19 protein-coding genes are annotated in these 18,362 nt (G+C 61.4%); 4 read left to right on the top strand and 15 right to left on the bottom strand.

Features of this window, described 5'->3' with window-relative positions; genetic code table 11:
• Window positions 1–37: 37 nt before the first annotated feature.
• A complete protein-coding gene (locus KUV46_08370) occupies window positions 38–196 on the top strand; it encodes a YqaE/Pmp3 family membrane protein (protein ID QYI99373.1) in 159 nt (52 codons plus the stop codon).
• A gap of 83 nt (window positions 197–279) precedes the next feature.
• Here KUV46_08370 and KUV46_08365 read toward each other — a convergent pair whose 3' ends face one another.
• The 3 genes from KUV46_08365 to KUV46_08355 form a co-directional block, all read right to left on the bottom strand.
• Window positions 280–822: a porin family protein gene (locus tag KUV46_08365; GenBank protein ID QYI99372.1), complete on the bottom strand. Its 543-nt coding sequence runs from the start codon at window positions 820–822 to the stop codon at window positions 280–282.
• Window positions 823–1,057: 235 nt separating this feature from the next.
• Window positions 1,058–1,513, bottom strand: coding sequence for a YHS domain-containing protein (locus KUV46_08360; protein QYI99371.1), 456 nt, complete (start codon window positions 1,511–1,513; stop codon window positions 1,058–1,060).
• On the bottom strand, window positions 1,510–2,025 hold the full coding sequence (locus KUV46_08355) for a hypothetical protein (GenBank protein QYI99370.1): 516 nt from the start codon (window positions 2,023–2,025) through the stop codon (window positions 1,510–1,512). The genes KUV46_08360 and KUV46_08355 overlap by 4 nt, the downstream gene beginning before the upstream one ends.
• A 191-nt stretch (window positions 2,026–2,216) precedes the next feature.
• On the opposite strand from KUV46_08355, the gene KUV46_08350 reads away from it, so the two are divergent.
• Window positions 2,217–3,131 (top strand): LysR family transcriptional regulator, encoded by a 915-nt coding sequence (locus tag KUV46_08350; protein ID QYI99369.1) that lies wholly within the window; start codon window positions 2,217–2,219, stop codon window positions 3,129–3,131.
• An 89-nt stretch (window positions 3,132–3,220) separates the two neighbouring features.
• Here KUV46_08350 and KUV46_08345 read toward each other — a convergent pair whose 3' ends face one another.
• Window positions 3,221–5,200, bottom strand: a complete 1,980-nt coding sequence (locus KUV46_08345; GenBank protein QYI99368.1) for a DUF885 domain-containing protein — start codon at window positions 5,198–5,200, stop codon at window positions 3,221–3,223.
• A gap of 96 nt (window positions 5,201–5,296) precedes the next feature.
• Window positions 5,297–6,658, bottom strand: coding sequence for a leucyl aminopeptidase family protein (locus tag KUV46_08340; GenBank protein ID QYI99367.1), 1,362 nt, complete (start codon window positions 6,656–6,658; stop codon window positions 5,297–5,299).
• 118 nt (window positions 6,659–6,776) lie between these two features.
• Between KUV46_08340 and KUV46_08335 the strand changes: the two genes are divergently transcribed.
• Window positions 6,777–7,688 (top strand): tetratricopeptide repeat protein, encoded by a 912-nt coding sequence (locus KUV46_08335; protein ID QYI99366.1) that lies wholly within the window; start codon window positions 6,777–6,779, stop codon window positions 7,686–7,688.
• An 85-nt stretch (window positions 7,689–7,773) separates the two neighbouring features.
• Here the strand turns inward: KUV46_08335 and KUV46_08330 are convergent, their stop codons facing one another.
• The 9 genes from KUV46_08330 to KUV46_08290 form a co-directional block, all read right to left on the bottom strand.
• Window positions 7,774–8,766 carry a type II secretion system F family protein gene (locus KUV46_08330; protein QYI99365.1) on the bottom strand — a complete coding sequence of 331 codons (993 nt, stop codon included), beginning with the start codon at window positions 8,764–8,766 and terminating at the stop codon, window positions 7,774–7,776.
• Window positions 8,767–8,777: 11 nt separating this feature from the next.
• On the bottom strand, window positions 8,778–9,809 hold the full coding sequence (locus KUV46_08325; GenBank protein ID QYI99364.1) for a type II secretion system F family protein: 1,032 nt from the start codon (window positions 9,807–9,809) through the stop codon (window positions 8,778–8,780).
• Window positions 9,809–11,119 (bottom strand): CpaF family protein, encoded by a 1,311-nt coding sequence (locus tag KUV46_08320; GenBank protein QYJ02376.1) that lies wholly within the window; start codon window positions 11,117–11,119, stop codon window positions 9,809–9,811. The genes KUV46_08325 and KUV46_08320 overlap by 1 nt, the downstream gene beginning before the upstream one ends.
• Before the next feature lie 193 nt (window positions 11,120–11,312).
• The gene (locus tag KUV46_08315; GenBank protein ID QYI99363.1) at window positions 11,313–12,656 is read right to left on the bottom strand and encodes an AAA family ATPase; all 1,344 of its coding nucleotides are present in this window, start codon (window positions 12,654–12,656) and stop codon (window positions 11,313–11,315) included.
• Between the two features lie 32 nt (window positions 12,657–12,688).
• Window positions 12,689–13,393, bottom strand: coding sequence for a CpaD family pilus assembly protein (locus tag KUV46_08310; protein QYI99362.1), 705 nt, complete (start codon window positions 13,391–13,393; stop codon window positions 12,689–12,691).
• 11 nt (window positions 13,394–13,404) lie between these two features.
• Window positions 13,405–14,874: a type II and III secretion system protein family protein gene (locus KUV46_08305; protein ID QYI99361.1), complete on the bottom strand. Its 1,470-nt coding sequence runs from the start codon at window positions 14,872–14,874 to the stop codon at window positions 13,405–13,407.
• Window positions 14,874–15,707 (bottom strand): Flp pilus assembly protein CpaB, encoded by an 834-nt coding sequence (gene cpaB / locus KUV46_08300; protein QYI99360.1) that lies wholly within the window; start codon window positions 15,705–15,707, stop codon window positions 14,874–14,876. Before cpaB ends, KUV46_08305 begins: the two co-directional genes overlap by 1 nt.
• Window positions 15,708–15,805: 98 nt before the next feature.
• Window positions 15,806–16,303 (bottom strand): prepilin peptidase, encoded by a 498-nt coding sequence (locus KUV46_08295; GenBank protein QYI99359.1) that lies wholly within the window; start codon window positions 16,301–16,303, stop codon window positions 15,806–15,808.
• Window positions 16,304–16,452: 149 nt separating this feature from the next.
• Window positions 16,453–16,611, bottom strand: coding sequence for a Flp family type IVb pilin (locus tag KUV46_08290; protein QYI99358.1), 159 nt, complete (start codon window positions 16,609–16,611; stop codon window positions 16,453–16,455).
• 253 nt (window positions 16,612–16,864) lie between these two features.
• Between KUV46_08290 and KUV46_08285 the strand changes: the two genes are divergently transcribed.
• A complete protein-coding gene (locus KUV46_08285) occupies window positions 16,865–17,302 on the top strand; it encodes a pilus assembly protein N-terminal domain-containing protein (GenBank protein ID QYI99357.1) in 438 nt (145 codons plus the stop codon).
• A gap of 82 nt (window positions 17,303–17,384) precedes the next feature.
• On the opposite strand, the gene KUV46_08280 is transcribed toward KUV46_08285, so the two are convergent.
• On the bottom strand, window positions 17,385–18,353 hold the full coding sequence (locus KUV46_08280; GenBank protein QYI99356.1) for a helix-turn-helix domain-containing protein: 969 nt from the start codon (window positions 18,351–18,353) through the stop codon (window positions 17,385–17,387).
• Window positions 18,354–18,362: the final 9 nt, after the last annotated feature.

Genomic DNA, 18,362 nt, shown 5'->3' with positions numbered 1-18,362 from the left:
GCTGGCGTTTGTCTGTTTTTAGACGAGGGACCCCATCATGGACGTAATCCGTATTCTTCTGGCCATCCTGATCCCGCCGCTGGGCGTGTTCCTGCAGGTGGGTCTTGGCCTGCACTTCTGGCTGAACATCCTGCTGACGCTGCTTGGCTATGTGCCGGGCATCATCCACGCCGTCTGGGTGATCCTGCGCAAGTAGTGAAGGCGTCGAAGCGAGAAAAAAGGCCCGGCTGAACGATCCCAGCCGGGCCTTTCTGTGTTCAGGTCTAAGCTCTGCTCAGCCTAGAACTTGAAGACTGCTGCGACGGTAAACGCGTCGGCTTCGATATCCTCGATATCGTAGCGGGTATAATCGCCGCGGACGCCGAACTGCGAGCTGACCATCAGCTCTGCGCCTGCGCCATAGCCGACGCCGCTATCGCTGCTGCTCTCGGCGAAATTGAAGCCGCCGCCCGTTGCAGACCCTTCGACTTCGGCATTCACGGCACCAACGCGGCCATAAAGGCGGAATTGTTCGTTGATGGGCAGGTTGGCGCGCGCAAATGCGCCAACGATGTAATTGAGCTCAAGCTTCGCATTAACGCCTGCAATGCTAGCTTCCTCGTCGCTGACGCCAACAGCGGCTTCGCCCTCAAGCGCAAACCACTCGTTGAAGTCATAGCCCACGTGCCCGCCGACAGCGCCGAGGTCGATCTCACCGGACTGACCCGCGACGTCGTAGTCTATATTGACGAAGGTGTAGCCGGCATCGGCGTAGAAACCTTGAGCGGATGCTGGAAGAGCTGCAGCTGCGAGGGCAGCTGCGGCGATGATTTTCTTGGACATTCTGATATTCCTCTACCTACGCCGTCCACTCGGACAGCGCTCGGCCAGTGGCCGGTTCTCTACAAAAATTACAGCCAGCCAGCGAGTACCAGCCGACCGCGGCGGACCCGTAAATCAGCTCACCTTAAGATGGAATTAAGAGGCAGAACGAGGAAGACCCCGCACTGAGGGGAGGTGCGGGGTCTTCGAGCCGGAAGTGACAAGGCGGGGTGAGGGGAGGAGGGATTTTGCCTTGTTACTTCAGAACCTCCGGCCAGTTTACATTCGCTCTATCAATGTGCATCGCGCGGTCTTGTTCCCAGAGATTCTGAACATTTTTGTTGTAGTTGAGATAGAGCTTTCCATCGACGATCGCCCAGTGGTCTGCGTCGCCTTTCGCGGTGTAGCCTTCGGACACGGCCCAGGCGCAGTAACCGCCGAATTGTGGTGCATATTTTTCCGGATCGGCGAGGAAAGTGTCGAGGTTTTCCTGGCTCGCGAAGCGGAACTCTGCGCCCTGGTACTCAGTCGAAAAATCACGGCTGCCTTTGACGGGCCGGCCTTCGGTAAAATAGGCGACCGGGTCGTGGCCTTCGACGGCGGTGTTGGAGAAGGTGCCTGTATAGACTGGCGCCTTGTCGGCATGGGCGGGCGCGGCGAAGGCGAGGCCAGCAGAAGCGAGCATGAGCGCGGCGGCAGCGTGTCTGATCATTGGGTTGAACCTTTCGAGGTAGTGAGGGAGGGCGCAGGGCCGGTCAGGGCAGCGGCGACACCGCCCGCAATGGCGGCGATTTCCCGGCGGCGAATGAAAATGAGGAGAAGCGAGGTCGCGAGCACGACGCAGGCCATGAAGAAGAGCCCACCGCCATCATTGTTCGGGTCGATGCCAAGCGGGGTCCAGAGGTGGAAGTTCACCGCGCCGCTCATCACCGCGAAGGCGATCAGTGCGCCGAGGCCCTGCAGGCGTCGGAGGGCGGGGAGGATGCCAAGGAGGAGACACGCGGCGGCCGCGAGCTCTGCCGTGCCGATGACATACTGGCTGAAAAGGCCGGTCTGCGCGAAGAGGCCCCCCGCCCCGAAACTCTCTGCCCAGGCATCGAGCTTGCCGAAGATGACCTGCGTCTCCGGTGCATTGGTGAATTTGAAGCGCAAACTGTCGAGAAAGACGAGCGATGCGATGACCGCGATAATATGCGGTGCGAGTGATTTGATACGGTCCAGCATTGTGCGCCCCCTTTGGCATGCGGCCTGTGGTGGCGAAGAGGTATAGACGAAGTCTCTCAACTGCGAATGACGCCTGCGTGACGGGGCGTCACGAAAGGGTGAGCCTCGGCGTGATTTGCGCTGCCCCCTCGCGCAGCGGAAGCCTATTGCCTATATGGAGGGGCGCGCGGGCAAGATGGAGACGAGCGGCGATGGACAGGCTGGACGCAATGCGGCTCTTCATACGTGTCGCCGACACGGGAAGTTTCTCCAAAGCGGCCGCTGATCTCGAGATTGGCCAGCCGACGGTGTCGCGGCGCATCCAGGACCTTGAGGCCCAGCTTGGCGCGGACCTGTTCCTGCGCACCACGCGCGCGCTGAGCCTCACCGAGGCAGGTCAGACTTTCTATGCGCGGGCAAAATCCATCCTTGAGTCTTTCGAGGCGGCAGAGGCCGAGGTGCGCGGCCTCGACAATGAGCCTGTCGGCCAGCTGCGTATCAGCGTGCCGCATTCGCTATCGCGGGTCGTGATCGCCCCGGCGCTGGCGAGCTTCATGCGGCGCTATCCGGACCTGTCGCTGGATGTGATTTCAGACGATTCCTATACCGACCTCGTCCAGGAGGGCGTCGACCTCGCCTTCCGGCTGGGACAACTTGCCGATTCCAGCCTGATGGCGAAGCGTATCGCGCTCAGCCCCCGCAAGCTCTGGGCCTCGCCCATCTATATCGCGCAGCAGAAGTCCGTGACGCGGCCGAGCGAACTGGAGCCCAATGACGCGCTGTCGCTTCGCCAGCAGGCGGGCGCCGCGATGTGGGAGCTGTCGCATAAGGAAAGTGGCGAGACCGACAGTCTGCGCGCCGCAGGCCGGTTTCGCGCGTCGTCCGGTGACATGCTGATCCAGTGCGCGCAGGATGCGCTCGGCTATATTCTCGCGCCGGACTGGCTGGTCTGTGAGAAAGTGCGAGAGGGGCAGCTGGCGCGCCTGTTGCCTGACTGGGAGGCCGAAGCCCTGCCGCTGAACGTCGTCTGGTCAGGCGGCAAGCTGAAAGGCAAGGCGCGGCTTCTGGCAGATCACATCGCCGAAGCGATGAAAGCCAAGGAGCTGCAGGAGCCGGAGGCGGTCTAGTAAAAAGCCCCGCAGGTGTTACTGCGGGGCTTCGCTCATTTCGATGGCATGGTTCGACTTCGCTCACCATGCGGGAGTAACCTGAAGGCCTACTCCTCTACGTCCATCGTTTCGGTTTCGGTCTCGGTTTCCGTTTCGGATTCGACCTCTGTCGCTTCCGGGGTCGCGGTTTCGCCGGCCTTTACGTCTTCGATCCAGGTGTTGACGCGGCGCTCGAGCAGTTCGAGCGGGAGGGCGCCGCCGCCGAGGATGGTGTCGTGGAAACCGCGAATGTCGAAGTCATCGCCAAGCTCCTCACGGGCCATTTCGCGCAGTTCGAGGATCTTGATCATGCCGATCTTGTAGGCGGTCGCCTGGCCCGGCATCACGATGTAACGCTGGATTTCAGAACGGGCCTGCTGGTCGGTGACGGCAGCGTTCTCGGTGAAGTATTCCCAGGCTTCCTGCTCGGTCCAGCCCTTTGAGTGGAGGCCCGTGTCGACGACGAGGCGGATGGCGCGCCAGATTTCAGAGCCGAGCCGGCCAAACTCAGACTGAGGCGTCTGGAAGGTGCCGGGCATCTCGCTGGCGAGGCGCTCTGAATAGAGGCCCCAGCCTTCGGAATAGGCGGTGAAGCCAGCCTGCGTGCGGAATTGCGGGATGTCCTGCAGTTCCTGCGCGATGGAGATTTGCATGTGGTGGCCCGGAAGCCCCTCATGATAGGCGATCACTTCAAGCTCACGCTTCGGCATGGAAGTCATGTCGGAAAGGTGAGCGTAATAGGTGCCGGGGCGCGAGCCGTCTGGCGTACCCGGATAGTAGTGCTGGGCGGCGCCGTCCTGCTCACGGAATGGCTCCACGCGCTTCACGATGAGATCGGCTTTCGGAAGGATACCGAAATAGTCCGGCAGCTGGCCTTCGATATTGTCGATGGCAGCAGTCGCATCGGCGATGTACTGGTCAGCGCCTGCGTCATTGTTCTCGTAATAGAGCTCACGGTCGTCGGTGTTCTCACGCAGGTAGACGAAGAACTCCTGCAGCGTGCCGTCGAAGCCGAACTCTTCCTTGACCGCTTCCATTTCGCCCTGCAGGCGCTCAACCTCTTGAAGGCCGATTTCGTGGATTTCGTCTGCGGTCAGGTCGGTCGTGGTCGAGACCTTGAGGCGGTAGTTGTAATACTCCGCGCCGCCCGGCTGTGAGGTGAGGCCGGTCGGATTTTCCGGGGCGTCTTCAAGCTCCGCCTCGGCCCATGCGATGAGGTTTTCATAGGCAGGCTGGAAGTCTTCGGTCAGCGCGGTTTCAGCCGCGGCCATCAGCTCTTCAGCGCGCGCTTCGTCGATCTCGCCGGCTTCCTGCAGGTTCGAAATTTCCATCTGGACGTCGGCCCACAGGTCAGATGGCTCGCCATCGGTGAATGGCGCGCCGGTAATGACCTTGCGGGACTGGTCGATCACGCCTTCGAGCGCGAAGTCCGGGGTTTCGACGCCGCGGCTTGCGCTTTCCTTGGCGATTTCGAGAAGCTGGTTGCCGGCGCGGGCGCCTTCGCTGATCCGCGAGATGTAGGCTTCCATGTCGGCTTCATTGTCGACGCGGTGGAACTGGATGAGGACGGTTGGCAGGAAGCTCTGCGCGCCATTCATCTGGTCGAAGGTGAAGCCGTTATAGAAGTACTCCATGCCTTCTTCGGCCTGCTCGGTCTGGTACTTCCAGATGTCCCAGGAGTTCTTGGCCTCTGGTGTCAGCTTGTCATAGTCGAAATTGGCTTCCATCTCGGCGAGCGTGTCGAGGCGCCACTGGAGCTGTTCCTGCGCGGCCTCATAGGACATGTCGTCGATTTCGTCATTGCGTTCTTTGCGGCCAAGGAAGGTGAGCTGGATCGGGCTCATCATGACCTGTTCTTCGTACTTCTCGTCGAACCAGGCATTCAGGCGGGCGGTTTCCGCCTGAATTTCAGCTTCGTCAGCGGCGGCAGTTTCCGTCGTTTCGGCGCCCGCCTCCGGACTGGTGCCCTGCTGGGGCGCTGAGGTCTCACCACAGGCAGCAAGGATGAGGGCAAGGGCGGTGGCAGTCGCTGACAGCTTGACGCGCATGAAGAAAACTCCTGATCTTATCGATTTTCGCTAAGAAGCAGGAAATTTGCCCGGACGCAAGGCAGGAGGGCGAATTCACCCTCCCGCCCCGCCAGATCAGGCATAGCGTGTGCGCAACATGGCCCAGATGGCGCGCAGACCGCACGCGGCGCCGCCTTCAGGGCGGCCATATTTGGAGACGCGCCAGCCCCAGACATCAAGGTGCACCCAGCGGCGCGCATCGACGAACTGCTTGAGGAAGATCGCCGCCGTGATTGAGCCTGCAAAGCTGCCGCCCGAATTCTGAATGTCGGCGACAGAGCTTTTCAGCATGGATTTGTACGGGTCCCAGAGCGGCATGCGCCAGACAGGGTCACCGGAAACCGCGCTGCCCGCATTGATGGCGTCAGCAAGGTCGCCGTCATCGGTATAGAAAGGCGCAAGCTCTGGCCCGAGAGCGACGCGGGCGGCGCCGGTTAGCGTGGCGAAATCGACGAGAAGGTCCGGATCGCTTTCACAGGCACGCGTGAGCGCGTCGCCGAGGATGAGGCGGCCTTCAGCGTCTGTGTTATCGATCTCTACGGTCAGGCCCTTGCGGGTCTGCAGGATGTCGCTCGGGCGGAAGGCGTCGCGGCCGATCGCGTTTTCCACCGCGGGGACGTAAAGCTTCAGGCGGACCGGCAGGTTCGAGCTCATCACGAGCTTGGCAAGCGCGATAACATGGGCAGAGCCGCCCATATCCTTTTTCATCAGCTTCATGCCGGCGCCGCCCTTGAGGTTCAGACCGCCTGTGTCGAAGGCGACGCCCTTGCCAACGAGCGCAAGCTCTGGGTGGTCCGGATTGCCCCAGGACAGCTCCATGAAGCGCGGGGCTTCAGGCGCGGCGCGGCCAACCGCGTGCACCATCGGGTAGTTTTCCTTGAGCAGGTCATCGCCGGTGATGACTGAAAGGTCGGCGCTGAACTGTTCGGCAAGCACGCGGATCGCAGCTTCGATACCAGCCGGTCCCATATCCTGGGCCGGAGTGTTGATGAGGTCCCGGAGGAGCGCGATCGCGTCAGCTTCGCGGTCGAGTGCTTCGGCGTCGCCGCCATCACCGATAACGAGGCGCGGGGGGTTGGCCTTGTCCTTCAGGTAGCGGTCGAAGCGGTAGGCGCCATCGGCCCAGCCCGCCGCGATGTTCGCCATTTTCATGTCGCCATCGCGTTCAATCTTGTAGTCGCCTGCAGGCAACTTGGCGGAGAGAGCCGCAACGGCCAGCGCATCGGATGTCTCGCCGAGGCCGAAAAGGACATCGGCAATCTCACCTTCGGGGCCGGCGGCAATGACCATGTCGCCGCTGCCACCCTTGAAGCCCTGGGCTCTTGCCTGTGCCTTGATGGCATCAGAGAGACTGGCGGAAGCTTCACTCCATTCGCCGGACCGGAAGAGGTGCAAGCGGGCGGGGCTGTCGGCGCTGGCAGTGAACGCTTTGTGCATGGGTGATCGATACTCCGAAGGTCTAACTGGTTAAGGCAATCAACATCTCAGTTAACTGATCCTTGAGGCTTGGACGCGCAAGGTGGCAGCGTGAATCAGTTTGGCGGGAGGTTGCCCGATGTCTGTCCAACGCGCAGCTCTTTATCCAGTTTCTCTTTGTGTCCTGTTGCTGGCATCTGCTTGCGCATCGACCGGGGCGAGTGACAGCACGGCAAGCGCGGAAGCGGCGCTGCAGGCGGCTTATGAACAGGAGCTTGCGCCCGCGACACCTGAAGAGATCGCAGAGGTCCAGCGCGCCGATGCGCTGACACGTGCGAACTTCTGGGCTGGCGAATTCCGCAAGGACCCGACAAATCTTGAAACGACGATCCAGTTTACCCGCGTGCTGCGCGAGATTGGCAGCCATGCACGGGCGATCGATGTCCTGTCCGGCGCTATTCCGGCGCATCCGCAATCGGCCGAGCTCCAGCTGATCATGGGCCGCGCGCTGATGAGCGAGGGCCGCGTGGGCGAAGCGGCAGAATCCTTTTTCCAGGCGAGCGTGATCGCGCCGCAGGATGCGACGGCGCATGCCGCGCTTGGCCTCGCGCTCGACCGGCTGGAGCGTCACCGCGATGCGCAGACCTCTTATCTGCGTGCGCTGCAACTGGATCCGGAGCGGGCGTCGACGCTGGCCAATTATGGCCTGTCGCTGGCGCTCACCGGTGATCTTGAAGGCGCCGAGGCCCAGCTTCGCAAGGCCTATGACCTGCCGGACGCCGACGGGCGCGTGCGCCAGAACCTCGCGCTGATCCTCGGGCTGCAGGGCGAGTTTGACGCGATGCGCGCGGCCGACCCGCATGCACCAGCGCGGACGATGGAAGCGAATGTGACCACGATGCGCGGCCTGCTTGCCCCAGCGCGCAATTATGAAGCGCTGGTGATGGATGAGGCTGAGACCCCTGCCCCGCAGATCCAGCAGGCGCCTGAACAGCAGGAGCCAGAGCGCCGCGGCGTGCCGCAGCTGCGCGGATCACTGAGCAGCAGGTAAACTTTTACCCAGCCAAGCCGGGGCCACCGGCACTCTTCAAAAAATGATCTGACTGTCTGGGCGATGTGCGCCCTGCGCGGGCCCGCTATCGCGTCTCTGCGTTGATATTGTTCTGTGCCTGCATCTCTGAGTATTTGATGTAGGCCGGGCCGAGCACGACGAGGAAGAGCACCGGCAGGAAGAACAGGATCATCGGCACGGTCAGCTTGGCTGGCAGGGCGGCGGCTTTCTTCTCGGCTTCGGACATCCGCATGTCGCGGTTTTCCTTGGCCATGGTGCGCAGCGCGTCGCCGAGCGGCGTACCGTAGCGTTCTGCCTGCATCAGCGCGAGACAGACAGATTTGACGCCCTCATGGCCGGTCCGCTTGGCGAGGTTTTCGTAGGCCGTGCGGCGTTCCTGGAGATAGGCAAGTTCCGCAGTCGTCAGCTGGAATTCTTCAGCGAGGTCCGGAGAGGCTGCGCCGATCTCGCCGCCGACCTTTGCGAAGGCGAGCTCGATCGACATGCCGGACTCGACGCAGATGAGCAGCATGTCGAGCGCGTCCGGGAAGGCCTGCATGATAGATTGCTGGCGCTTCTGGGCGATATTCGAGACGTAGAGGTTCGGCGCGTAAAAACCTGCCGCCGCGCCGAAGACGACGGCGCCAATCTTCATTTGCGGGTTGAGGCCCATATCGTTGACGAAGAAGATATAGAGGAAGGCGACGAGCGCCATGACCATCGGCAGGACGAAACGGCAGAAATAGAAGATGGCAAGTGGGCGCGGCCCGCGCAGGCCCGCCTGGACGAGCTTCTGCTCGACATTCGGGTCCTCGAGCATCTTCTGCAGGTTCAGCCTGCCGGTGATCTCGCTGATCCTGCCGGAATTGTCTTTCTTGAGGCCGCGGCGCTCCAGCGCATCGCGGTTTGCCCGGCGCAGGCGTTCACGCTGGGTGGTCACCTGCTTGAGGCGTGTTTCGAGCTTGTCGCCCTTGAGCAGCGGCATGCCGACAGACAGGATCGTCGCAAACATGGCGACGGCAGCCAGAACCGAAGCCAGCATTGCTGGCTGCGTCAGGGAAGAGATGAAGTCGATCATGCGCCCCTCCCCTAGATATCGAAGCTGATCATTTTGCGCATCACGGTCACGCCGGTGATCATGAGGCCTACGCCCATGAACAGGATGGTGTGACCGGTCGGCTTGATGAACAGCTCCATGATGTAGCTGGGCGTCGTCATGAAGACCATGAAGCCGACGGCGAAGGGAAGACAGGCGATAATGCCTGCGGACGCCTTCGCTTCAGACGACATCGCCTTGATCTTTTCGCGCATCATCTTGCGCTCACGGATCACCTTGGACAGGTTGCCGAGCGCTTCAGAGAGGTTACCGCCGGACTTGGCCTGGATGGTCAGCACGATGACGAAGAAGTTCACTTCCGGCAGTGGGACGCGTTTGTAGAGCTGCTGCAGCGCGCGCTCTGTCGTCATGCCCATTTGCAGATTGTCGGTCAGCGCCTTGAATTCGGTGCCAAGCGGAGCCGGGCTTTCCTTGGCGATGATGCGCAGACATTCGGTCAGCGGCAGGCCGGACTTCACACCGCGCACGATGATGTCGATGGCGTCGGCGAACTGGGCCGTCATCTTCTTGTAGCGGCGCTTGGTCAGAAAACCGATGATCCAGCGCGGAATGCCGAGGAAACCTGCGACAGACGCAGCGATAATCATGGCGGGACGCGACTTGATCTCGATACCCGCAATCGGCGGCGGGCCTTCTGCGCCAGAGATGAAGGTCACGAGCGCCAGGGCGACACCGAGGACAGCGGACAGCGCCCAGAAGGTTTCCGGCTTTATCGTGAGACCTGCCTGAAGAAGCTTGCCCTGGATATCCTGTGGGACGAGCGACTTGCGGCGCGCTTCATCCTGCTCACGCAGTTTGTCCAGCATCTGCTGGGTCTGGCGGCGGCGCTGTGAGGCAGGGTCCTGCTTCTGATTGTTCTTGCCGCCCGTGCGGCCTTCTTTCAGCTGACGCGCACGGCGGGCCGCGTTGTCATTGTCACCGCCGGTAAGCGCAAGGCCGATACCGGCCAGCGCCACGAAAGCGAGGCCTGCAACGAGAAAGATGAGAAGGTCGCCGCCCAGCATCAGGTGTCCAGCGCATCGATCGCCTTGGCGAGGTCGCGCTCCATGTTGAAGTAGGAGGCCCGCTCCCAGAAGCGTGGGCGGCCGATGCCGGTGCCGCGGTGGCGGCCCTTGACCCGGCCATCCTCGTCTTCGCCCTCGACCTCGAACTTCATGATATCCTGAAGGATGATCGTATCACCCTCGAGGCCCATGACCTCGGTGATCTGCATGATGCGGCGCGAGCCGTCGCGAAGACGGGACGCCTGCACGACGACGTCGATAGAACCGACAATCATTTCGCGGATCGTTTTCGCAGGCAGCGAGAAGCCACCCATGGTGATCATGGATTCAACACGGCTGAGGGCTTCGCGCGGCGTGTTGGCGTGCAGCGTGCCCATGGAGCCGTCATGGCCGGTGTTCATGGCCTGGAGAAGGTCGAACGCTTCGGGCCCGCGAACCTCACCCACGATGATACGCTCAGGGCGCATACGCAGACAGTTCTTCACGAGGTCGCGCATCGAGATCTCGCCAGAGCCTTCAATGTTCGGCGGGCGGGTTTCGAGGCGCACAACGTGCGGCTGCTGAAGCTGGAGTTCGGCAGAGTCTTCACAGGTGATGACGCGCTCTGTCGGATCAATGAAGCCGGTCAGACAGTTGAGAAGCGTCGTCTTACCTGAACCCGTACCGCCGGAGATCAGGATGTTACAGCGCGAGTGACCGATGATGCGGAGAATCTCGGCGCCGGCCTCTGAGATCGAGCCGAACTTCACAAGGTCAGCGAGGCGCAGCTTGTCCTTCTTGAACTTACGAATGGTGAGCGTCGGGCCATCAATCGCCAGTGGCGGGGCGATGACGTTCACACGAGAACCGTCAAGGAGACGCGCGTCACAGATCGGTGAGCTTTCATCGACGCGGCGGCCAACCTGGCTCACGATGCGCTGACAGATGTTCATCAGCTGGGCATTGTCGCGGAAGCGGATATTGGTGCGCTCGATCTTGCCGTTGACTTCGATATAGGTCGTGTCGGCGCCGTTCACCATTATATCGGCGATGTCATCGCGGGCCAGAAGCGGCTCCAGCGGACCATAGCCGAGCACATCGTTACAGATATCGTCGAGCAGGTGTTCCTGCTCGGAGATCGACATGACGACGTTCTTGATACTGATGATTTCCACGACGATGTCGCGGATTTCCTCGCGCGCGCTTTCAGCATCGAGCTGGGCAAGCTGGCCAAGGTCGATCGTGTCGATCAGCGCGTTGAAGATGGTCGTCTTGGTCGAGTAATACTCTTCAGAGCGCGTATCGACGCGGTGAACGCGCTCTTTCGCCATATCCGGCGGCGGTTTTAGCGCGACCGGCTTCTGGCCCTGACCGGGCGCGCCAGATGGCGGCGGGGCGCCTGCAGGCTTTTGCGCTGGCGGCGGCGCAGCCGCAGCTGGCTTCGGCGCTGGCGCCGAATTTGGTGCTGGCTTTAGAGCGTTTGCTGAGCGTTTGCCGAAGGACATGGAATTGTTCTAGCGCCGTTTACTTTCCGAGAAGTTTCTTGAGCAGGGACTTCTCCGGCTGAACTGTCTCTCGGCCCGACAGCATGCTGGCGAGCTGGTCGATGGCGACAGCCGGTTTGGACTGTGGGTCTGCCTCTGAGATCATCTGGCCTTTATTGGACGCCGTGCCGAACAGCTGCGGGTCAAATGGCAGGACGATTTCGGGCTCTGCCTCGATGGCGGCGGCGAAATCCTTCACCGGGATCTCAGGACGCTTTGGTACGCCCATCATGTTGATGACGAGGCGCGGCGCGCGGTCATTCGGGCGCTGGCTTCTGAGCTTGTCGAGCATGTTCTTGCCGTTGCGCAACGACGCGAGGTCTGGCTGGCAGACAAGGATGACTTCGTCTGAGCTGATCAACGTGTTGTAGATCCACTGCGACCAGCCATGCGGCAGGTCGAGAACCACATAAGGCATCAGGCGGCGCACGCCCTCGATCACGGTCGAATAAGCGGCGGCGTCAATGTCCATGAGCTGGTTGACGGTGGCGGGCGCTGTGAAAAGCGAGAGCCGGTCGGTCGCCTTGGCAAGCAGGCGCGAGATGACGGCATCGTCGGCGCGGTCTGGTGCCAAGAGCGCGTCGGCCACGGTCTGCGGCGTCTCATGGTTGAAGTCGAGTGACGTCGTGCCGAAGGAGAGGTCGAGGTCGACGAGCGAGGTGTTCACCCGCGCATTCTCTGCCAGTGACCAGGCCAGATTGTGCGCGATCGTCGAGGAGCCGACACCGCCCTTGGCGCCGACCACCGAGATGGATTTGCCGACGAAAGGCGATTCCGGGTCGGTGAAGATGTTGCCAATGGAGCGGACCATCTGGACCGGCTCGATCGGTGGGACGAGATATTCGCTGACGCCGCGCGCCACGAGCTGGCGGTAAAGCGCGATATCATTGGTCGCGCCGACCACCATGACTTCGACGCCTTCCTCGCAATGGCCAGCAAGCTGGTCGATCTGCGCGATCATCTCGCTGGAGGGCGCAGAGGATTCAACGATCAGGAGGTTAGGCGTCTGATTGCTGGACAGGTGTTCGATCGCAGCCGGAATGCCGCCCGGAATGATGCTGACGGACGCATTGGCCATGCGCCGGTCGCTCTTGACCCGGTCGATGATGGACGAGACGCGCTTGGTTTCGCAGAAGGCCAGAACGGAGATTGCCGGGATCGCCCGGTCGCCGCCTTCGAAAGCCTGCATCGACGGGATGCTCACCTGCGGGCCAAGGTCATCTTCCTCACGCGCGCCGGTCAGCTGACCGACAAGATCGTTATGGTCATCGGCGCCGTCGCCGAAGTCGAAGTCGTCATCGAAAAGTGCGTTTTCTCTGCTCATCGTCTTTCAGGACCTTCGATCGTCACTCAAATTCAGTTCACTGCTGTCGAAACAGCGCTTGTTTCAGCCTCGCCGCGCTCTGCCCCGGTCGGCTGGCCTTCACGGAAGAGTTCCAGCTGCGCCTGGCGACGCAGAACATCCCCTTCGTCCAGCGGGCGATTGCCGAGAAGGTCGGATGGGTCAGCAATCATCGCCGCCTGATTGACGCGGATGGAGCAACCGAGGGCTGGCATGTCGTTATTGCTGCGGATGTCGGAAAAGCTGACTTGCGACTTCTCAGGGCAGTATGGCGCGATGGCGACATAGGACTGATAGGTCATGATGAGCGGAGCATCGCGCCGCCCGCCTGCATCATAGGCGCGGGCACGGACATCATCGAGCGCCACGCCGCCAGCCCAGGCGATTTCGCGGGCCTCTGAAACAGCGGCGACAGCATAAGGGTCAGCGCCATATGCCGATGGCACAGCGACGATCAGCAGGCCATGTCCATTGCGACGATATTCGGAGACGAAGGAACGAACGCGGTCTTCCTGTCCGGCGCGCAGCCATGAGCTGCGGCTGTCGATGGCAAGTTCGAGGCGCTGGCTGGTTTCGCCGACGCCGATCTGGTTGCGGTCGAGCGTGGTGCCCGTCTGATAATCCGCAGGCACGAGATTGTTGGGGCTGGTCGCGCAGGCGCCGAGCATGGCGGCGGCTGCAAGGGCGCTGATCAGGCCAGAGGTCTTGAGATGATGCATCGGAAGCTCTCCTATTCCTCTATGAAGCCGACAGGCGCGTTGTAGTTTTCGCGGCTGAGGCCTTGGCCATCGCGGGCATAGACAGCGTTCAGCGCGCCGAAGAAGACCGACTGGGCGTCGGTGGCGTTCACATAGCCATCAGCAGGCGTACGCAGATTGCCCTTGTTTGTCGGGTCGATCAGGTATGGCGTGATGATCACGACAAGCTCGGTTTCCTCGTTGAGGAAGTCACGCGACTGGAAGAGCGCGCCTAGAATTGGCAGGCGCTTGAGGCCGGGAAGCTGGTCGAGCGACTGGCGAGACCGGCTCTGGATCAGGCCAGCAAGCATCATCGAGCCACCGCTAGGCAGTTCGACCGTGCTTTCGGCGCGGCGAACCGTGAGGGCCGGAATGGTCAGCGCTTCGGTGGTAACGACATTGCCGTCGCCATCGACGCCAGCGACCGACTGGCCCTGGAACGCGCCCTGATTGGTCAGCTCGGAAACCTCGGTCGAAACCTTGAGCGAGATACGGCCTTCGGAAAGGACGACCGGGGTGAAGGCGAGGCCCACACCATATGGCTTGAACTCGATCGTGACGCGGCCATTGTCGTCCTGGCCGACCGGGACCGGGAACTCACCGCCCGCAAGGAACTTCGCGCTCTCGCCGGAGATGGCAGAGATGTTCGGTTCAGCCAGCGTGCGTACGATGCCGATACGCTCGAGCGCGTCGATCCCTGCGCCGATGGTCGTCTCACGGCCATTTGCGTCGAAGGTGGAATAGCGCGGATTGAAGTTGAGACCGCCGAGGGAGGCGCCCTGCACGGCGAGGCCTGTTGCAGATGCGATATCGAAATTGATGACGTCTTCAAGGCTGCCAATGGAGCTGCCGGCAATATCGATGCCGAGCTGTTTGACGACCGAGCGCTGCATCTCGACGATGCGCACTTCGAGCATCACCTGATCCTTGGCGGCGACGCTCAGCATGTTGACGGGCTCAAACTCCTCATCGCCGGAATAGGCCTTGATGAGGCGCATGACCTGGTCGGACTGAAGGACGCTGTCGACATTGCCGCTGACGACCATGTTGCCGCCGATGCTCTCGATTGCGACGCGTGCGCCGGGCACGTAGCGCTCAACCAGTCGCTCCAGCGCGGCGGTATCGGCATTCACGACGATTTCGAGGTTGAGGATCGGACGGCCGTGACGGTCGAACAGGAAGGCGTTGGTTTCGCCGACTTCAACGCCGCGGAAAATCAGGCGCTGGGCCGTCTGGACAACAGCGTCAGCGATGGATGGGTTGGTGATGACGACATCGGCGACCGGGCGGTCGAGCTCGATCACCGTGGATTTGTTCAGGCCAAGGCGGATCGTCTGCGAAACGCTGGTCTCGCCCGGCTCCATGATGGAGACGCCAGAAATACCCTGTGCTCCGGCCGGGACCGGAGCAGTAAGGAGCGCTAGCGAACACACCGCTCCAAGGCTGCGCAAGATCGCGCTCATCAGCTTCCCCCGCTCACATTACCGTTCTTGAAGACACGCACACCGCTGCCCCCTGCCCCGCTGTCGCCGTCGAGAAGGCTCGTATTGGCAACCGGAACGCCCTGGTTTTCATCAGCATCGGCAACACTGCGCAGAGACAGCGCGATGGAGCCGAGGCGGCTGGAATGTGCGAGCAGCTCTGCCTGACGTGGCTCAAGCTCAAGCGTTGCGGTCGAGCCGGTCAGCGTCGGGACGCCGTCCATCTCACCGAACATCTGGTCGATGGCGAGGACGCGGGCATTGCGGATCACCGTCTTGGTGAGCGTGGTGTCGCTCATGCCGCGGTCGCTCATCACTTCGACGTCATAGGTCAGGATCACGTCGACGCGGTCATCCGGAAGGATGAAGCCGGCAGACGCGGACTCTGGTGAAATCTCGACCGCAATGGCGCGCATGCCAGGTGCCAGGAGCGCGGCCATGAAACCGGTCTCGCCCTTCTTGACGATTTTTTGGTCGACAATTGGCTCGCCTTCGAGAAGCGGGGTTTTCACGACGCTGCCGGACAGCTCTTCAACCGCGTCAGGAGACTGTTCCTGAATGAAATAGGCCGAGTTGAGGGCGCGCTCTGGCCAGTCGGCCCAGCGGAAATCATCAGGGGTGAGCAGGGCGCCGGTGCGCATGCTGCTGCGGGCGACAAGAACCTTGGTGGACGAGACCTCAACTTCGCGCTCGATAACCTGCGGCTCCATCTGGACCTGCTGGACCGGCGCGCTGGACATGCCGCGTACGAGAAAGGCAGCGCCGATCGCAGCAATGGCGGCGACGATCAGGATGATCAGACGAATGGGAGACATCGGATACCTTTCCGGCTCGAACCAGCCCCGCGAACCGGAGCCCCTCATCCGACAATTTTGCATCCACAGACTAAGGCATAGTTAACTTGCCGAAATCGCTATGCGCCCAGTCCTGACAGCAGCGGGGAGAAAGGGATGGCATAGAAAGCGCCGCCTGCGATCGCGACGCCGTAGGGCACGCCTGCACCATGCTGCATCGTGCCCCGGGCAAAGCCAGGCGCGGCATCAGCCGGGACAAGTTTTCGCGCGACGATTACTGTGGCGGCAAGTAGACCGCCGACGACGGCCATGGCGGTCACGAATGGCATGGCCGCTTCCGGACCGAGCCAGAGCATGACGCCCGGGATCATCTTTGCATCGCCGCCGCCAAAGACGCCGAAAGTGAAGAGAAGCACCGAGACGACGAAAGCAATGACGCCTGCAAGCAGGTGCTCGCCCGCAACGTCCCAGCCCGGCGCAGAGATGATGACCGCCGGGACAAAAAGGAAAGCGATGATTGCGTTGAGGCCATTCGAAATGGTCAGCGTCTCGATATCGCGGACCGCCGCGTAGACGCAGAGCAACAGGAAGAGAATGGCAAAAAGCTCAGCGATCATAAGAGTTTGCTCCCGTCGGGATCTTGCATTGCCATTCTGAACTAGCGGGTAAAGTTTGACACCGCGCTAATGAAAAGAGCCGCCCGGGCGCCCGGGCGGCTCTTGTATCGTTCGTCCGGTCAGGCCGGACGTCCCTTCACGGGCCAGCCTTAGAGGGCGTTGGCGACCGTGTTGAAGGTGTCGGAGGTGCTGGTGCCGAGGGCGGAAACAGCGCTGATGATCGCGACGGCGATCAGGGCAGCAATGAGACCATACTCGATAGCGGTTGCACCCGACTCATTCTTGAAAAAACGTACAAGCTTTTGCATTTGGAGGCTCCATCATCATGCATTTATGACGTTCCGAATTGCATTTGTTTTTGCCGGAACATGGATGCTTCTACAGCGTGCAAATAAATATCACGTAAACCGGTCAATGAAATTTCTGAACACTTCGAACAGAGCCGTTAACCAAGTTCAGAACGCTTGAGGCGGACCCGCCCCCGCAGACCCGTTAGGCTTCGTGAAACCTTCTACAGGGTAAGTCTTACCAAAGACACTATACCTTATAGGAGCGTCTGCAATGAAACTGATTTCCAGGCTCGCCGCCGCCTGTCTCATGGCTGGCGCAGTAACCATGACCGCAGCTGCACAGCAAATGACGGTCGAGACCGGTACGACCAAGCCGCTGCGCCTGTCGCGCGCCGCTGCCAATGTCGTGATCGGCAACCAGAACATTGCCGATGTCGCCGTTGCGGACCCACACATGATTTTCCTGACGGGCAAGAGTTTCGGCACGACGAACCTCGTCGTCCTCGACGCCAACAACAACATCATCGTCGAGACCGATGTGGTCGTGACGACGAATGCCGCCAATCTGGTAACCATCAATCGCGGTGGCAGCTCTTTTACCTATGACTGCGCGGGCGATTGCCGTGATGCGCCGGTCCTTGGCGACAATGAGGATCACTTCTCCCGCTCACTGGACCAGGCAGAGCAGCTGAAGCGCCTCACGAACTAGAGGTCGCTGCTCCAGTATAGAACAAAAGAAAGCCAGCCTCCTCGTGGGGCTGGCTTTTTCGATTTACCTTAAAGGAATGGGCCTAGCGGCTCGGCCGGCTATTGGTCGCCGATGCGAGGGTTGGCTGGCTCTGGGCGGCCGCGACAGCAGCGGCTTCATCGATGCTGGCAGAATAGACGGGCGCAGCGATATCCGACAGCGTGCCGATTGCGCGTCCATCGACCCGCCACTCAAATGCGGTGCCGTCACGCACGGTCACGGTCCAGTCAGCGCCGACGCGCGGGTAATAGATTTCACCGCGTGCCATCGTCCGGCTACGGAAGATCGTGCCATCAGGCCCGCGCACCTCAATCCATTCAGGGCGGTTCGCGATGATGGAGAGCTCAGGGGCATCAATCTGCGCTGTCTCAAGCGGCGAGCGCGCAAAGAGGCTTTCCTGCGCGGTATTCACTGCAACAACGCGCTCGGCGACGGACGGGGCAGAGCGACCTGTGACGCTGTCACCCGGCGCCATAAGGAAGGCAATACCAACACCGGCTGCGACGACGCAGGCCATGACAGCGGCCGGGATAGCCACCCGGCTGCCGCGGCGCGGCTGGACTTCAGCGACAGACGAACGCGGGACGGCCGTGGCCAGCTTCGGATTGTCATCCATCGGGAAGTCGGCAAGGACGTTCTCTGGCGGGATACCGAGATATTTGGCGTAGCTTTTCGCAGCAATCCGCGTACGGCTCATATCGTAGCCGGGCGGCTGCATTGTGCGCTCAAGGCAATCAATGGCCCGCTGGTTCAGGTGGAGCGCGCTGGAGACAGCCGCGATGCTCAGCTCCTGGCGTTCGCGCGCCGCGCGCAGAATGCCGCCAGCAGTGAAATTGTCGATCAGGCTTTCGCGGGGTGTCGAGGCGACGGCGGCGTCTTCGATGACGTGCGGTTCGCCTGAGGTTTCGCTAGCTTGGGAATCAGGATTTTCATCGCCAGTTGAAACTGGTTGGTCCGAAATTTGTTCGGCTTCGGAAGACGCAATTTGTTCTTTACGCTCGTCGTCGTTCATGACGCGATT

The sequence above is a fragment of the Thalassovita mediterranea genome (assembly GCA_019448215.1).
Lineage (GTDB): Bacteria > Pseudomonadota > Alphaproteobacteria > Caulobacterales > Hyphomonadaceae > Henriciella.
This window is presented reverse-complemented; position numbering and strand designations above follow the sequence as displayed.

Excerpts from the sequence above, each read along its gene's own strand:
- KUV46_08370 (QYI99373.1), top strand. The coding sequence starts at position 38 with ATGGACGTAATCCGTATTCTTCTGGCCATCCTGATCCCGCCGCTGGGC.
- KUV46_08365 (QYI99372.1), bottom strand. The coding sequence starts at position 822 with ATGTCCAAGAAAATCATCGCCGCAGCTGCCCTCGCAGCTGCAGCTCTT.
- KUV46_08360 (QYI99371.1), bottom strand. The coding sequence starts at position 1,513 with ATGATCAGACACGCTGCCGCCGCGCTCATGCTCGCTTCTGCTGGCCTC.
- KUV46_08355 (QYI99370.1), bottom strand. The coding sequence starts at position 2,025 with ATGCTGGACCGTATCAAATCACTCGCACCGCATATTATCGCGGTCATC.
- KUV46_08350 (QYI99369.1), top strand. The coding sequence starts at position 2,217 with ATGGACAGGCTGGACGCAATGCGGCTCTTCATACGTGTCGCCGACACG.
- KUV46_08345 (QYI99368.1), bottom strand. The coding sequence starts at position 5,200 with ATGCGCGTCAAGCTGTCAGCGACTGCCACCGCCCTTGCCCTCATCCTT.
- KUV46_08340 (QYI99367.1), bottom strand. The coding sequence starts at position 6,658 with ATGCACAAAGCGTTCACTGCCAGCGCCGACAGCCCCGCCCGCTTGCAC.
- KUV46_08335 (QYI99366.1), top strand. The coding sequence starts at position 6,777 with ATGTCTGTCCAACGCGCAGCTCTTTATCCAGTTTCTCTTTGTGTCCTG.
- KUV46_08330 (QYI99365.1), bottom strand. The coding sequence starts at position 8,766 with ATGATCGACTTCATCTCTTCCCTGACGCAGCCAGCAATGCTGGCTTCG.
- KUV46_08325 (QYI99364.1), bottom strand. The coding sequence starts at position 9,809 with ATGCTGGGCGGCGACCTTCTCATCTTTCTCGTTGCAGGCCTCGCTTTC.
- KUV46_08320 (QYJ02376.1), bottom strand. The coding sequence starts at position 11,119 with ATGGCGAAAGAGCGCGTTCACCGCGTCGATACGCGCTCTGAAGAGTAT.
- KUV46_08315 (QYI99363.1), bottom strand. The coding sequence starts at position 12,656 with ATGAGCAGAGAAAACGCACTTTTCGATGACGACTTCGACTTCGGCGAC.
- KUV46_08310 (QYI99362.1), bottom strand. The coding sequence starts at position 13,393 with ATGCATCATCTCAAGACCTCTGGCCTGATCAGCGCCCTTGCAGCCGCC.
- KUV46_08305 (QYI99361.1), bottom strand. The coding sequence starts at position 14,874 with ATGAGCGCGATCTTGCGCAGCCTTGGAGCGGTGTGTTCGCTAGCGCTC.
- cpaB (QYI99360.1), bottom strand. The coding sequence starts at position 15,707 with ATGTCTCCCATTCGTCTGATCATCCTGATCGTCGCCGCCATTGCTGCG.
- KUV46_08295 (QYI99359.1), bottom strand. The coding sequence starts at position 16,303 with ATGATCGCTGAGCTTTTTGCCATTCTCTTCCTGTTGCTCTGCGTCTAC.
- KUV46_08290 (QYI99358.1), bottom strand. The coding sequence starts at position 16,611 with ATGCAAAAGCTTGTACGTTTTTTCAAGAATGAGTCGGGTGCAACCGCT.
- KUV46_08285 (QYI99357.1), top strand. The coding sequence starts at position 16,865 with ATGAAACTGATTTCCAGGCTCGCCGCCGCCTGTCTCATGGCTGGCGCA.
- KUV46_08280 (QYI99356.1), bottom strand. The coding sequence starts at position 18,353 with ATGAACGACGACGAGCGTAAAGAACAAATTGCGTCTTCCGAAGCCGAA.